Below are 15866 nucleotides of genomic sequence, written 5' to 3' on the forward strand. Positions count from 1 at the left end.
ATGGGGGGCAGCGAGACGATGAGGTCCGCTGCCTTGCGTATTGACGATCAAGGGTTGCGCCTCGCCCTCTGCGTCTCTGCCCCATAATGAGGTGAGGTTCAGATGAACGGAGGACAACTCGACATCCGGTTGCTGGGTGTTCCCAGCGTCAAGCTGGGGAGCCTGGATTGTACGCCTGCGGTGCGCAAGGGCATGGCACTGCTGGCGTACCTGGCCCTGGAAGGGCCGACCAACCGATATCAGTTGGCTGATCTGCTGTGGAGCGACCTCGATGAAAGTGGCGCGCGGCGAAACCTGCGTCAGGAACTGTGGCGCTTGCAGCACTCATCCCTGGCGCCCTGGATCGAGGCCCAGTCCGGCAGCGTCGCCCTGATCTCAGACTTCCAGACTGATGTCGCCGAGTTCCAGCGGCACCTGGCGGCAGCTGACCTTCCAGCGGCACTCAAGCTCTACCGTGGTTCATTGATGGCCCGCTTCGAGCTGAGCGGAGCCGGTGGCTTTGAAGACTGGCTGGACCAACGCCGTGAAGCCCTCAGCAGCGTCTGGAGGGACGCTCTCAACCGTCACGGTGCGCAGCTCGAACGCCACGGAGACGTACGGGGCGCGCTGGGCATTCAACTTCAGTTGCTCCAGGAAGACGAATTCCAGGAGGTCCATCAGCGCGAGGCCATGCGGCTGCATCTGCTGCTGGGTGAGCATCTTGAAGGGCTCAGGCGGTATGAACGCTATGCCCGCCTCCTTGACGATGAACTGGGACTGAAGCCCTTGCCGGAAACCCAGGCGCTCGCCCGCACCTTTCACGACACCGCTGCGTTCAGTCCGCACCCCTCACCTCAAGTCTCCCCGGTTCCACAAGCGCTGAGCCTGCCACTGATCGGACGCAGTGCTGAATGGAACGCGCTCCAACACTCTACTGCAGCACTCACACTCGTAACGGGTGAGCCGGGCGTCGGTAAAACCCGGCTCACCGAAGCGTTCGCTGCGACTTTCGGAGCACAGCTTCATCTGCGTGCCTACGAAGTCTCTCTGGCCACGCCACTTTATCCAGCCGCTGAGGCCCTGAGAACTGCACTAAATACCCCGAGGATGGCGGAGCGGCTCGCCACGCTCGATCCACTCTGGCGAGCCGAGGCCGCCCGACTGGTTCCGGAACTGGCTCCCTTCCCCCCAGCGTCCCTCCAGGCTGACGGACGCGCCCGGTTTCTGAGTGGGGTTGCTCAGACGCTGAGCTGGGCGACTGGTCCGCAAGGCGTGCTGGTGTTCGACGATTTGCACTGGGCCGATCCGATGACCCTGGAACTGCTGCTGCACCTGGTGCGCCAACCCCCAGAGCAGCGCCCGCACCTGATGGCCACGGCGCGCACCCAGGAACTGGCTGAACAGGTCACCCTCCTGGCGGCGCTGACGACGCTGGAACGGGAAGGCAAGCTGCTCCGGGTGGTCCTCGGCGGCCTGACTTCACCCGACGTCCTGACCCTGATCCAGACGCTCTCGGGCAGCGGAGCCGGTCAGCACTTCGCGGCGCGGCTCTCCGAAGCCACAGCAGGCAACCCCTTGTACCTGCTCGAGAGCTTGCGGCATCTGTTCGAGGTGGGCGTGCTCACCCAGGGTCCAAACGGTCAATGGAGCACGCCATTCGACGCGTCCACAACTGATTACGCTGAACTGCCTTTGCCGGCCAGTATTCGTGACGCCATCATGCAGCGCGCCAGCCACTATGGACCCGCAGCGCGCCGCTTGCTGGAAGCAGCCAGCCTGTCGGACGCGGGCTTTGAGCTGCATGATCTTGCCCCGGCACTGTCGCTCTCCGAATGGGAAGCGGTCGAGACCTTGGAGCGCTTGTTGATGGGAGGGCTGATCGTGCGGCTGAGCGCTGAGAGCTACAGCTTCTCGCACGATCTGGTGCGCCGGGTCATCTTGCTAGAACTCGGCCCGGAGCGCCGACGCCTGATTCACCGGCGGCTGGCCGAGCGGCTGGAAAGCACCGGAGCGGCGGCCAGCCGCGTCGCCCGGCACCTCGAAGAAGCGGGTCAACACGCACAGGCTGCGCCGTGGCGGATCAAGGCGGCGCAGGATGCTGCGCGCGTCTATGCCCACAGCGAGGCCTTGACGCACTATGAACTGGCCCTGAGCGATGGTGTCAGCGACTTGAGCGCATTTCACCTTCACCTGGAACGTGAAACGTTGCTCCGGTTGTTGGGTGACTCAGGCCAGCGCAGCGCGGTCATCCAGACCCTGACCGCTCTGGCCACGTCGCTGAATGAACCGCTCCTCGCCCTTGAGGGCCAGCTCAGACAGCTGGCGCTGCTCAATGACCTGTTTCACTTTGCTGAGGCCGCCCAACTCGCTCAAGGGTTGCTGAGTCACCCGGCCCTGCAGCCAGTCACACTCGGACGGGTCCTGTCCAGCGGCGCTGAAGCCTTGCTGCGTCTTGATGAGATCGAGCAGGCAGAAACCTGGTATGACCGCGTCATTGCACTGGAGGACGCTGTCCCTGCAGCGCTGAGAGCAGATGCACATTCCGGCCGCAGGGTCTGCGCCGTGATCCGTGGGAATTTTGTGCTGGCTCAAGCGCACAACGTGGCCAGTCTGGAAGGTTACCGAGCAGCAGGCGACCGGGGCGGTGAGGCCAGCGCACTCAATGGTGTTGGACGCGTCGCCGTCATGCTTGGAGAGTATACCGACGCGCAAAGCGCCTTTGAACAAGCACTTCATATTGCTGAAACGATAGGGGACCGCTACCGGATGCTCCTCGCGGTGTATTCGATGATGTGGATGGAGTCGCAGCGCGGTCACTTTCAGCGCTGCCTAGAGCTCTACACGGCTGCCTTCGAGCTCAATGCAGGGATTCGGAATCGCGGCTGCGCTCTGGGACTTGAAATCTACCGTGCACGTGCGCTCCAGCATGCCGGCGCACTTGGGGAAGGTCTGGCAGCCGCAGTCGCTGCGGTTGCTGGTGCCGAACGCGACGGCTCGAAGGAGATGCTGCTGGTCGCGCAGCGGTATGAAGCGCTGACGAGGTTGGCCCTTGGCGACGTCGAGGGTGCCGAGCGGCGATTTCAAAGCGCCCTGAGCAGTATTCCTGGTGATCACCTGCGCTTGCAGGCCCCGGTACTCGAAACTGGACTGGCCCGGTGCGCGCTGGAACGCGGTGACCTTCAGACGGCCCTGCTCCACCTTGATCGGGCCGTGGAGTTCAAGCAGCCGATGTACTTTACGGAACAGCGTGATCTGGAGTTGACGTCGGCAAGCGCGAAGTTGCGCCTGGGAGAGACGCAGCCTGCGCTGGACATCACAGCCCAGCCCAGCGGAGTGGTTCATTTACAGGCGCGGTCATGGGTTTTGAAACTTGAGGCCTTCCGCATGGTCGGTGCACTGACGCCTGCAATTCTTCAGGAAGCGCAGACCTGGCTCGAGACCACTGAAGTTCCAGCAGTTGAAGGTCTTGAGTTGCGTCTGATGCTTGCGCACGCCTTTGAAGGGCTCGGTCGGTCTATTGAGGCGACTCAGGCACGCCGCAAAGCAGACGCACAGATGAGGATGCTGGAAGCGACGCTCGAACCGCATCCGGAATGGCGACGGCGGTTCCTCGAAAAATATGTTCGGCTGAGCGAGGCCGAGCCGAACGTGAAACCCGGCACCCCGCTTCAGAAAGGTTAAAACCATTGATTTTTGATCGTCTGGTTCCTGCTGGGGTAGGCCTGGTTCTGGGGTCTGTGAAGAGTCTGTATCTTCCACGCCCGGTGCGGTGACGCAGCGGTTACGGCCTGCTGCCTAGAGTCAGCGTCGGAGGAATCAACATGCCACAACAACTCAGCCCATGGATGCTCAAGCCAGTTCTCACCAAAGCAGGACCCCGCACCGGGCATCCGTTCACTGTCACATTCCAGATCAGCCGCTTTATCTCCAACCGCAAAACCAACCGCAGCGTGCGACCATGAACGCCCGTCAAGTTCAGCTGGTGCAGCATTCGTTCGCGCAGGTGCAGCCGATCGCCGAAGTGGCCAGCGACCTGTTCTATGCCCGGTTGTTTGAGCTCGATCCTGCCCTCAAGCCCCTCTTCCGGGGGAATATGCAGGCGCAGGGTCACAAGTTGATGATGATGCTGGGCGTGGCGGTGGCCAACCTCAACAAGCCCGAGGTGGTCATGCCTGCCCTGCAGCGGCTCGGTGAACGCCACGCGGGGTACGGGGTGACCGAGGCGCACTACGTCACCGTGGGCGAGGCGTTGCTGTGGACGCTGGAACAAGGGCTGGGCGAGGCGTTCACGGCGGAAGTCCGGCTGGCCTGGGAAGCGGTGTACCTGCTGGTGGCCGAGACGATGCAGCAGGCTGCCCGGCGTATGACTACACCTGAAGCGTCCCCAGTTCGCAGCTCCCTCACCTGAGTTGAACCTCACTGAAAGAGCGCCACATCCAGTTGTAGGTGTGGCGCTCTTTCAGTGCGTAAAGAACTCCTGAGTTTCGGGATGTTCCAGCAGGCCACGGATTTTCAGGAGCCGCTCCAGGTGGGGGAGCATGTTGAGGCAGCCGCCCTATTTTTTCAGTTCCACAAAGGCCGGGTGATCGTAGTGCGTGCTATGACCGCTAGTAGGAAAATCAAACGTCAAAACGATAAAACACTGTATCAGCGCTAGACTTTTTTTTTGCGTTGTCTCCTTGAGTTGTCTCTGCGTTCAAGAAGACGGCCAAACACGAGATGCTCGACCGTGTGGTTGCAGCGCCAGAAGTCGCCGAAGTTCGCGGTCAAGTGGAGGAAGCAAACTCCGCCCCGCTCAGCGAGATCGCCCGGCAGCGCCACCGATCAACCCAAAATCCGCCGCTTGACCCACCCACACTCGCTCGGGATTGAGCGCATCAACGGGCGACATCAGGCCAGTCACTTGCTGCTTTGGGGAGGATGAAGCCGAAGGTCGCGCCTTGATCTATCTGACCATCGGCAGTCATCGCGCCGCCGTGCCGGGCTATAATTCGCCGGGCATTGGCGAGACTGACCCCAGCCCCCTCGAAGTCCTCCTGACGGTGGAGGCGCTGGAAGACAGTGAACAGCTTGTCTCTGTAGCGCGGATCGAAACCCACCCCGTTGTCACGCACGAAGACGGCCCAGGTCTGCTCACGGTCCTCAGCCCAGACCTCGATCACTGCCTCTTCACGTGGCCGGGTATACTTCACGGCGTTGTTCAGCAGGGTCCCCACCACCCGGCGCAGCAAAGCGGCGTCGCCCATGACCACCGGTAACTTGGCGATCTGCCAAGTGATCTGGCGCGAGGGTTCGGCAACCCCGATCTCCTGACGGGCTGCGTTGAGCAGACGGTTCAGATCGACCCGCTCGGCCTCAAGCGGCTGGCGCGAGGTGCGCGCGAGATCAAGCATGCCGTCAATCAGTTGGTTGAGGTTGATGGCAGCCGTTTGCACCACGTTGAAGTACCGCTGGGTCCCCGCATCCAGCGTCTCGGGCAGAGAACGCCGCAGCAGTGCGCCGAAGCTGACGATGTGGCGCACCGGGGTACGCAGATCGTGTGAGACTGAGTAGGCGAAGGCTTCGAGTTCCTCGTTTGCTGCCTGAAGCATGTCGCGCTGAGCGATCAGTTGCCGGGCTTGCTCGGCGCGCTCCAGAGCCAGGCCCAGGCCGTGACCGACGGACTCGATGATGGCCCGCTCCTCTGACGACCAGTTGGACCGATCAACCCCCGTGGCGAACAGGGCATACGGTTGGCCCTGGCGGAAGTAGGGCGTGATGCTCAGGGCACTGGCGTATCCCACCGACTGCCGCCGGGCCTGATCGTGCTCAGCGAAGGCTGTTCGGCATTGCTCCAGGGCCTGCATGATCAAGGGAGATTCCAGTGGTAGGCCGGGTCGCCGAAGCGCCTGAACTGCCGGTGGCGTGTTGCTAGAGAACATCAGCGGATACGCTTTGTCCCCCTGCAGGAGGTAGAACCCGCTCATGGCTCCGCTGATCACTTCCCGCAGCACATCCGATGCGGCCTTGGCCAGCACCTCGAAGTCGGTGCTGCTCGCGACGTTCGTGGTAAAGCGCACGAAGGCGAACAGGGCCTGCTCGTTGTGGGTGGCCTGAAGGCCGAGCATCTCGGCTTGAGTTCGCAGACGGGCTTCACTTTCCTGGAGCAGGAATTCTGCTGTTTTGCGGGCAGTGATGTCGCGCGAGATCGCCAGCAACTTGGTGATGGTGCCGCCCGGGTCGCGGATCGGCGAGATCCGGACCTCCCACCACTTGGGCGTTCCAGCAAACGTCTGGGCCGGACCCTCGAAGATCGAGGCTTCCCCTGCTCTGGCCGCTTCAAGGGCGCGTTCGACCTGAAGGCGAGCCTCACCTTTCCAGAAGGTTGGCCAGTGTTGATGCTGACAGAGGCTGAAGTCGTCAATCTCCATGGTCACCATCCCGCCGACATTCATCGAGATCAGGTGGGCATCGAGATCGAGTACTTTGATGCAGTCCGTGCTGACGTCAATGATGTTCTGGAGCTGACTCAACCCCAACTGGTCGTCCTGATCAGGGTGTGGGGCCGTCATAAGGCACAAAAGGCCGCAGCGTTCAGCAAGCCTGTAAGAACGGGCGACCATAGACACCGGCCAGTGTGCAGAGCAGCAACCATGCTCCAAGATAAGTCAGTCAGTCTGAGCCTGTGTTGAAGAAACGCTGGTTGTAACGGGCCGTTAATGAATGCGGCGCAGTGCTTGACGTTCTCCTTCAAGCTCGTTGGGATACGCAAGCCGCACAGGGCTCTGGCAAGTTGTCCCAAAAGGGTGATTCAGGGCCGATCGATCAGAAAGCGCCAATCTGGTCCTATAGGGCACAACCCGGACAAGTTCGGGCGCTGGAGCTACAACTCCGCCTACCACCTCGGCGAACTCAGTCACGCGGTGCTGGGTGAGGCCTTCAACCCTGGAAGGCCCAAAAGAGCCTACGGTCACTGGCGGGGCGTGCTGTTTGCCCAGACGAGTCCGCGTCTTGCGGCCACCGGTCTGGGTGCACTTGCTGCCCTGGCGCAGCGGGTCACGTGCTCCCTCAAGGCTGATGGGCAGCGTGACGGTCGTAGAGTACGGCCTGATCGCGCTGGGAGCGGCAACGCACACGAGCGAGCTGCTCAAGGTCTAGGGAAAATGGAAGGTGAACGCGCCGCCGGCGTCAGTTGGCATCTTCACATCACCGATCGCAGAACCTTAATAAGGTTATCCACTCATGTCACCACTCAGGCCAGCGGGTCGAGGCCCACCCGCTGCCGGTACGCTGTGATGGGCCAGGCCCGCCCCCCACCCTGGCGTACCCACTCTATGTCGCTTGCCGCTGTGCGCTGAAAACGGAACGGCTCACCGACCGCACCGAAGCCGGCCTCAGGTTCGGGCATTAGTGTATCGGCGTCGACCACGCTCAATTCCGTGGCACTCATGGCAGGGTCGCCCTGCGGCGTCAGCGACACCAGGCGGCCTCCCAGATTGACCACGTCGAACGCGCCCCAGTTGGTGGCAAAACGGCCGGTGAAGGTGTCCAGATCAAAGCCCGGCGCGTCGGCGGTCTTCTGCTGCGGCGCGTTCACCGCCAGATCAATCAGCTTGATGAGGTTCGTCGCCCATTCGGTCGCAGGGCCACCCAGGCAATTCGTGAGAACCGATACGGCCAGACCCGATTCCGGGTCGAGCCATGACTGTGTGGTGTGTCCGGGAAAGCCGCCCGAATGGCCCACGACTGTGCGGCCCCCGATCTCCTCGACGAAGAAGCCCAGCCCGTACCAGCGCGTCACAGGTCGCCGGATCTCGGATTCCCTGCGCTGCATCAGGCGTTTGGACGCGTCGGTGAGCAGCCCGTCGCGTCCCAGTGCGTGCGCGGCCAGGTAGGCCGTGACATCCGCCGCCGTGCCGTAAAAACCTGTGGCCGCCGCCATTGCCCGCGTGTCCGAGGACGGGAGCACCCAACGGGTATCGTTACCTGCCAACCGCCCGCTGTGCCCGGCTGCGAGCTCGGGCTCACGCTCTGGCGGCAATTCTGGTCCCAGGTTGGTCAGCGCGAGCGGCCCAGTGATGTGGGCCGCGATGTAGTCCTCATACGTCTGGCCGCTGGCTGCCTCGATGATCAGGCCCAGCAGCGAATAGCCCATGTTCGAGTACTTGAAGAACTGATTCGGCAAGAACACGGCCTCTGTCCGGCACAGGGAGATCAAGGTGTCACGGTCGGGGAAATCGTGGAGCTGCTGCCAGTAGTCGCTGTCGGCTCCATCGCGGTTGATGCCGGACTGGTGGCCCAGCAGTGCCCGCACAGTCAATCCCGCTGCGGGTGATCCGGCCAGTTCGGGTAGCCAGTGGCCTGCCAGGTCGTCCAGACGCAGCGTTCCGGCCTCGGCCAGTTGGAAGATGGCTGTTGCGGTGAAGGTCTTGGAATGGGAAGCGATCCGGAAGAGGTGCTGCGGGGTGAGCTGTTGCCCGGTGGCCTCGCTGACCACGCCCAGTGCAAACGACGCTGCCAGCTCGCCGCCTACCCGCACCGCCACCTGCACGCCCGGTACGCGCGCCAGATCCCGCTGGTATTCCAGCCACGACTGGAGGTAGGGGGCCAGGTTGCGGACGGTGTCGAGAAGAGGCATGAGCTGAGAGTAGCGCTTGAGGCCCAAACCAGGTGCCCGAGCGCATGGTGTGCGCTAACCTTACTCAGGAAGCCTTGAGAAAAACAGCGGCAGACCAGCGCACCAAGACATTGAAGAAGATTGTCTGGACCATGCCCTTGTGCCCTGAGCGCCTTCGTGGAAGCGAAGGGACTTGGCGTGTGATCCTGCCTGAAGGTTCACTACACGACCGGTCTCGTGACGGTCTGTCCAGCCAAGTCACAAACCTGGATCATCTTCAAATGCAAATCAGGACTGGTCGGACTTGATCTCAGAGGCTGGGCGGTAGGCTATGGGCCATGACGAATACCGCTGTCGGCCAGGTCATCTACACGCGGGGCGAGCACCCCGAAAGCCAACATGATGTGCACGTTGCCGTGGTGGACGCCCAGGGCCGCCTCCTGGCCCACTGCGGAGACGCCGAACTGCTGACGTTTCCGCGCAGTAGCAGCAAGCCGGTGCAGGCCCTGCCGCTCGCTCTGGCGGCTCCCGAACTGCCACTGGACGAACTGGCTATCGCCTGCGCCAGCCACGCCGGAACACCCCAGCACCTGGCGGTGGTGGAGCGTTTGCTGGCCCGCTCTGGGAGCAGCGTGGCCGACCTGCGCTGCGGCACGCACCCGCCGTTTGATGCGGATGTGGCTGCCGACCTCATCCGGCGCGGCCAACGGCCCACGCCGCTGCACCACAACTGTTCCGGCAAACACGCCGGGATGCTGCTGGCCTGCACCCTCTTGGGCTGGACGCGTGAAGGCTATACCGAGTCAGACCACCCTTTGCAACGCCGCATCCGGGAGCTGCACGCCGAGTTGGCTGGCCTTTCGCTGGACGAGGTGCGTGTTGGCACTGATGGGTGTAGCGTTCCAGCTTTCGCGCTGCCCCTCAGCAGCGCAGCGCGGCTCTTCGCCCGGTTAGCGGCTCCCGGCGGTGAGTCCGCAGCGGGACTGGAGCGCATCTTCCAGGCGATGCGGGCACACCCCTTCTTGATCGCCGGTCCTGGGCGGCTCGACACCACCCTGATGCCGCTGGTGCCGGGTCTGGCCGCCAAGATGGGAGCCGAAGCGTTCTACGGGCTGGCCTTGCGTCAGACACCACGTGGGCCGTTGGGCGTCGCCTTCAAGGTGATCGACGGCGGTGAACGGGCCAGGGCTCCTCTTGCCCTGGCGCTTCTGGACGCGCTGGGATTGCCGCTGACCGAAGAGCTGAGTGCCCTGGCTCCCAGCCAGCAGTTCAACTGGGCGGGCCGGGAAGTCGGCCAGGTGCAGGTGCGCCTCCCGCTCATCTGGGCCTGAGCCGACGCGGCAACCTGGAGGTGATACCCAGCAGCGGGTTCTGTCAAGTGAAGTGCCTGGCGATTCTTGCCACTGTAGTCCTGTACGTTCACAGCGAATCCCAAGCAATTGAGATTGCTCAAGACCTGACAAAGTGGATATGAGGGCAGATAAGCCTCGGTCAACATCAAGTTCGAGAAAGCTCATGCTTCGTGTTCCACACAGAACCTAGTTCAGTCGACAGAACTGGGCCTGAGTCCATGGTGTGCTGGATGCTTAAATTCATTATAGGATGATGAAGACTACAAATGGGAGGAAAGATGCAGCCAGAGGAGCAGATGGTTTCGACGGGGGGTCATCGTGCCGTTGAGGTGACGCGGTGAGCCGCACGCCTCTCTTCCGAGCCGTGCAGCAGATGATGACGCTGGCACGTCAGGCCGAGCAGCGCCGGGTCAGCACCGCCGAGGCCCTGGAGCGCCGCGAGGAAGCCCAAGCCGCTCAGGTCTCCCGACGGGCCCTCCTGCGGGCGGGCGCGGTCGGCGCCGCATATCTGGCATTGAATCAGGCGGCTCCCACCTTGGCAGGAGGGGCGGGCGGACGGCGGCCGGATGGCGCACCTGTGGCGATTATCGGCGCAGGTGTGGCGGGACTGGTTGTGGCCTACCGCCTGCACCGAGCAGGTATCCCGTATCAAATTTATGAAGCGTCAGGACGACCCGGGGGGCGCATGTCCACTCTGCGTGGGCATTTTCCCAAGCCAGTCGAACTCGGCGGTGAGTTTATTGACAGTGGCCACACCCACATCCGAGCACTGGCCCGTGAGTTGCGGCTACCGCTGATTGACCTCCCGCAGAGTGATATTGGGCGAATCGAGCAGTGGTACGACATCGGTGGGCGGCACTACAGCCAACGGCAGGCCATTGACGCTTTCCGTCCCCTGACGCAGCGTATTGATGCCGATTACGCCAGTTTGGGCGACAGCGTGGATTACCGCACGCCACACAAAGGACTGCAGTTGGACCGCCTGTCGATCCGTGAATACCTGGAGCAGATCGGCGCGTCGGGCTGGATGCTGACGCTTCTGGACGTGGCCTACAACATTGAATTCGGTCTTGAAACCTCAGAGCAGAGCAGCCTCAATTTCCTGACCCTGGTGGGCACCGAGCCGAAGCGTTTTGATCTCTTCGGCGAGAGTGATGAGCGTTACGCTGTGGCTGGAGGCAACGACCGCATTCCCCTGGCCCTGGCGCGGGTGGTGGGAGAGCAGGTGAATTACAACACCCGCTTGGAAGCGGCCCAGCAGCGCAGCGACGGTCAGTACGTGCTGACGGTCAATGCTGGCGGTACGCGCCGCACGGTGGTGGCCCCGCAGGTGGTCTTGGCGCTGCCGTTTACCATGCTGCGGCAAGTTGACTTGAGCACGCTGCCTCTGCCAGCGGTCAAACGCCGGGCCATCGCGGAACTCGGCTATGGGACGAACGCCAAGTTGATCGCCGGGTTCAGGCAGAGAATCTGGCGCGATGAGTTCAAGTCGAGTGGTGAAGTCTTTACGGATCAATTCTGGCAAAATACCTGGGAGAGCAGTCGGGGAACGCCGGGAGACGGTGGGAACCTGACCAATTTTCTGGGTGGAAAGCGGGGACTTGAGATCGCCAGCGGCACCCCCGAATCCCAAACGGCCCGCTGGCTGGGGGAGATGAACCGGATCTTTCCCGGCCTGGTGGCTGCGCGATCAGGGGCCGCCCCGGTTCGAGCGGATTGGCCGAATAATCCGTATGTACGGGCCTCGTACGCCAGTTACCGCGTGGGGCAATGGACGAGTATCGGCGGGGCGGAGGGCGAGGCAGTGGGCCACTTGCACTTTTGCGGTGAACATACGTCCTCAGAGGCGCAGGGCTATATGGAAGGCGGGGTGGAAAGTGGCGAGCGGGTCGCGAAAGAACTGCTCTCGTCTCGCCGGGCATTGCGGAGCGTCAGCCGTGTCGCCTGGTCCTAAGCAAGGTGAAATGCCTTCCTGACCCGGGAGACCACCTCCCTGACATGTTGCAGTTCAGAACTTAAGGCAAAAAAGCGCGTCCTGAACGGTCTTTCTCTGGTTTATCGGTTGTGCCTTGACCGGATCAGGGGAGGCTGGCCTGCCGTGACTGACCCGCAACCCTCCCACCACCGTTTTTCGATGACGGTCATCCAGCATGACCGGAAACTCTATCGCCGCTTTGCCCTGAGCTCTCGCGACTTCCAAGAATTGCTGCACCTGCACGGCATTGGGGCCAGTATCGGCGTGAACGGATGCCCATGAGGACGCCCCTCCTTCACGAGACCCTCCGCGAAGGGTACATCTACCATTCGGACTTCTCTTCACCGAAGAACTGCGCCCCCGAGAACCCCGTCGGAGTGTGTAGCGTTCGCCACTGGTTATGGCAGGCCGTGGACAAGCACGGGTTCGTGCTCGACATTTCACCGGTATACCGAGGCAACAAAGACCTTCCTGGCTCAGCTGCTGGGGAAATACGATGTCCCAGAGATCATTCATGCCGACCAACTCAGGCGTTACGGAACCGTGATCCGAGGGCTCTCGAGCCTGGCGGACGTCGACCACCAGCACGTGCCGCTGTGACTATTTTCCGGATGATTTCTCCTTCCCTATCAATGGCCAGAGTCCGGGGGCTGAACGGCAGACGTTCTGGAAGTCTCAACCGCACCTGTCGCCTATCTCGATTATTCTGTAAACACTGAAGGCTTGGGGGGTTGAGTCCCCTGAAGCCGGACCGACCAAAGGAGTGACATGCCCGCATCTGGAAGCCGCAGCCTGAGTCTGGAGGGCGAGAGTGCCCTGCCGGTTCTCAAGGCGCTGGCGAACGAGACCCGACTGCTGATTCTCAGCTTGCTGACCCACAACGCCATGAATGTCTCGGAACTCGCCGCAGCGCTCGGTCTCCCACATTCCACGGTCAATTTCAACCTCAACCAGCTGGTTCACGTTGGCCTGATCACCGTCGAGTACGAACCGGGCACGCGCGGCTCCCAGAAGCTGTGTTCGCGCCGGTACGACGAGGTGGAATTCAGGATGCCCGGCGCGGCGGTGGAGGCCCAGGCTGATCAGGTGACGATCACCATGCCGATCGGAAATTACTCGCATGTGGAGGCCCAGCCGACCTGCGGCCTCGCTTCGGAGACCAATATCATCGGCATGCTGGACGATCCGCGCTCCTTTTACGAGCCCGAACACGTCTACGCCCAGCTGCTGTGGTTCGGCGGCAGTGGCCACCTCGATTACGTGTTTCCCAACAACCTGCCCTACGGCGCTGCGCCGACCCAGTTTGACCTCAGCATGGAGATCTGCTCGGAAGCGCCGCAGTACGACCCGGAGTGGCCCTCGGACATCACGCTATGGATCAACGGCACCGAGGTGGGCACCTGGACCAGTCCTGGCGACTTCGGGGGCACGCGGGCGCGGCTCACGCCTGCGTGGTGGAACGACGACCAGACCTCACACGGCCTGCTCAAGCACTGGAGCGTGCGTGAGGACGGGGCCTTCATTGACGGTGAGAAGCTGTCCGGGGTCAGCTTGCCGGAGTTGCAGTTGACCGGCAGCCACCACATCCGGGTGCGGCTGGGCGTCAAGCCCGACGCCCGCAACTGCGCGGGGCTGAATTTGTTCGGACGGCGCTTCGGCAATTACGAACAGGACCTGGTGATGCGCATCAATTATGCTTTTCCAAACCATGCCCGCACAGTCAAGGTGCGCTGAGCCGCCGGTCCCCGCGTGACGGTCGGGGACGGCAGCCTCACTTCAAGGTTTGAGAATCACCGGACGTGGCCTGCGCTTCCCGCTCACGCCAGCGCTCCGCATAGCCCAGCGGATGCAGGTCAGGATCACGGTCGATGTCCCAGGCATGGCGTGGTCCCCGGGTGGCCTGCGCCAGCCGGGCAAGATCCGCCTTTGGCTCACGGGTCTCGGTCAGCAGACCATTTTTTTCCTGAAAGGTGTCGGTGAGCTGGGTGTAGCAAAACCCTGCCAGGCCCTCACACTCATGCACGGCGGCCAGCAACTGCTCGTACAGTTCCAGAAACGCCGCGCTGTCGCCCGCCCGGTGGTAGCCCCAGCCCCGCTCGTCTTCCAAGCTGTAGGCGACGCCCCCGAATTCGCTGAGAATGGCCGGCTTGCCTGCGGCGCTGAAGTCGTCGAGCAGCAGGCGACGTCCGAAAGGCTGTGCCAGCACGCGTGCCAGAGCCTCCAGTGTGCCGTAGCGCTGGGTCAGCACGGCGGGGTCGTGGGCATAGTCGTGGATGCCCAGCAGATCGGTCGCCACATGCTCCCAGCCGTCGTTGCCAATCACCAGGCGGGTCGGGTCCAGGGTACGGGTCAGGTGATAGAGCGCCCGCACGTAATCGCGGTGAACCGGGTTGGTCGGCAAATCCGGCACGCCCCAGCTCTCGTTGAACGGCACCCACGCCACGATGCACGGATGCGAAGCGTCGCGGCGGATCACCTCTAGCCACTCGCGGGTCAATCTCTCGACGGCCTCCGGCGTAAAGCGGTATGGGCTGGGCATCTCCTCCCACACCAGCAGACCCAGCACGTCGCACCAGTACAGCCAGCGGGGGTTTTCGACCTTCTGGTGCTTTCTGGCTCCGTTGAAGCCCAGCCGCTTGGTCAGTTCCACATCGCGGCGCAACTCTTCGTCGGTTGCCGTCATCAGTCCCTGCGGCCAGTAGCCCTGGTCCAGCACCATCTTGGGGGTGTACGCCTGGCCGTTGAGAACGAAGCGCTGTCCGTCGGTGCCGACTGAGCGCAGGGCCGTATAACTCTGCACCTGATCGACGACCCGTTCGCCGTCGAGCAGTTCGACGGTCGCCTGAATAAGCTGGGGATGCTCGGGACTCCACAGCAAGTCGTTGCGGGCGTCGTCAATGCCGGGGTCAGGAATGGAGATGCGGCGGCTGAGGTCACGGCCGGTGAACTTGTAGGTGTCGTCGGCCAGCTCACGTCCCTGGGCGTGCAGGCGCACGCGCACTTTCAGCCCGGCAATCAGCGGGCCGCTCAGGTGCAAGTCGAGCCCCAGTTCCCAGCGGTCCAGCCAGGGCGTCCAGCGCAGGGTCTCCAGATGGGTCTGCGGCAGCCATTCGAGCCACACGCTCTGCCAGATGCCGGTGGTGCGCTGATACCAGATCAGGTGCGGTTCGGCCTGCCAGTCCTGTTTGCCACGGGGCTGGGCCAGTTCATGTGGATCGTCCTCGGCACGCACCACCAGCCAGGTTGTGCTGTCCTCGCCGAGCGACTCGGTGATGTCCACGGTGAAGGGGGTATGTCCCCCTTCATGCTGACCGACGAGGCGGCCCCCCGCCCACACCTGCGCGCTGTAGTCAATTGCTCCGAAATGCACCAGCAGACGCCCCGTCCGTTCATGGACCCCCACGGAAAGCTGACGGGCGTACCACGCCACCGGATGAAAACCAGTGTCATGAACGCCGCTGAGCACGCTCTCCGGGGCATAGGGCACCGTGATGGTCCGGTCAAAGATCACGTCTATGGGCTGTTGCCAGTGGGACAAGTCGTCGTGGGCAAACTGCCACTCACCGTCGAGACTGCGCCAAGTTGGGCGCTGGAGCTGGGGCCGGGGATGCGTCGGTGGGATAGTCATGAGGTCTCCAGGGCCGTCCGGCTCCAGGGCAAGGTGTCACAAGATAAGTTGATTACTTTCGAATTCTGCCGTCATTAGAATAGTCAATTATTCGCAGAATGCAATCTCACCCGGCGGGGCTGGTGGCGCAGACTCGGCGGCGAGAAACGGTTCCGCGAAAGCTATAAACCTGCTTCCCGACGCAAGAGCCCGGTATACCAGGCTGACTCTCTCCAAGTTGAAACAAGAAAGTCTCCAAAAAAACTGCACCATTCGCACGAAAAGTGAAAGTCGCGACTTTCATCGTTCTTTCTTGAAAGGATTGACGGGTATTTCACCGTAGTGTAGTGTAGGAGG

General features: G+C 62.5%; 9 protein-coding genes. 6 read left to right on the forward strand and 3 right to left on the reverse strand.

The window, feature by feature from the left end:
* Positions 1-102 precede the first annotated feature (102 nt).
* Together GUI70_RS03675 and GUI70_RS03680 are read left to right on the forward strand one after the other, a co-directional pair.
* Complete coding sequence (locus GUI70_RS03675) at positions 103-3660, forward strand: ATP-binding protein (protein WP_161880954.1); 3558 nt, start codon at positions 103-105, stop codon at positions 3658-3660.
* Positions 3661-3937: 277 nt separating this feature from the next.
* Positions 3938-4387 (forward strand): globin family protein, encoded by a 450-nt coding sequence (locus GUI70_RS03680; protein ID WP_161880955.1) that lies wholly within the window; start codon positions 3938-3940, stop codon positions 4385-4387.
* Between the two features lie 469 nt (positions 4388-4856).
* Here the strand turns inward: GUI70_RS03680 and GUI70_RS03685 are convergent, their stop codons facing one another.
* Positions 4857-6530, reverse strand: a complete 1674-nt coding sequence (locus GUI70_RS03685; RefSeq protein WP_161880956.1) for a sensor histidine kinase — start codon at positions 6528-6530, stop codon at positions 4857-4859.
* 418 nt (positions 6531-6948) lie between these two features.
* Between GUI70_RS03685 and GUI70_RS24215 the strand changes: the two genes are divergently transcribed.
* Positions 6949-7116, forward strand: coding sequence for a hypothetical protein (locus GUI70_RS24215; protein ID WP_237724676.1), 168 nt, complete (start codon positions 6949-6951; stop codon positions 7114-7116).
* Between the two features lie 94 nt (positions 7117-7210).
* Here the strand turns inward: GUI70_RS24215 and GUI70_RS03690 are convergent, their stop codons facing one another.
* Positions 7211-8596, reverse strand: coding sequence for a serine hydrolase domain-containing protein (locus tag GUI70_RS03690; protein ID WP_161880957.1), 1386 nt, complete (start codon positions 8594-8596; stop codon positions 7211-7213).
* Positions 8597-8913: 317 nt separating this feature from the next.
* Between GUI70_RS03690 and GUI70_RS03695 the strand changes: the two genes are divergently transcribed.
* The 3 genes from GUI70_RS03695 (at position 8914) to GUI70_RS03710 (ending at position 13636) form a co-directional block, all read left to right on the forward strand.
* Positions 8914-9906 carry an asparaginase gene (locus GUI70_RS03695; RefSeq protein ID WP_161880958.1) on the forward strand — a complete coding sequence of 331 codons (993 nt, stop codon included), beginning with the start codon at positions 8914-8916 and terminating at the stop codon, positions 9904-9906.
* 358 nt (positions 9907-10264) lie between these two features.
* On the forward strand, positions 10265-11881 hold the full coding sequence (locus GUI70_RS03700) for an NAD(P)/FAD-dependent oxidoreductase (protein ID WP_161880959.1): 1617 nt from the start codon (positions 10265-10267) through the stop codon (positions 11879-11881).
* Positions 11882-12670: 789 nt separating this feature from the next.
* The gene (locus GUI70_RS03710; RefSeq protein ID WP_161880961.1) at positions 12671-13636 is read left to right on the forward strand and encodes an ArsR/SmtB family transcription factor; all 966 of its coding nucleotides are present in this window, start codon (positions 12671-12673) and stop codon (positions 13634-13636) included.
* Between the two features lie 37 nt (positions 13637-13673).
* Here GUI70_RS03710 and GUI70_RS03715 read toward each other — a convergent pair whose 3' ends face one another.
* Positions 13674-15530: a glycoside hydrolase family 2 TIM barrel-domain containing protein gene (locus GUI70_RS03715; protein ID WP_161880962.1), complete on the reverse strand. Its 1857-nt coding sequence runs from the start codon at positions 15528-15530 to the stop codon at positions 13674-13676.
* Positions 15531-15866: the final 336 nt, after the last annotated feature.

This window comes from Deinococcus alpinitundrae (assembly GCF_009982895.1).
GTDB lineage: Bacteria > Deinococcota > Deinococci > Deinococcales > Deinococcaceae > Deinococcus > Deinococcus alpinitundrae.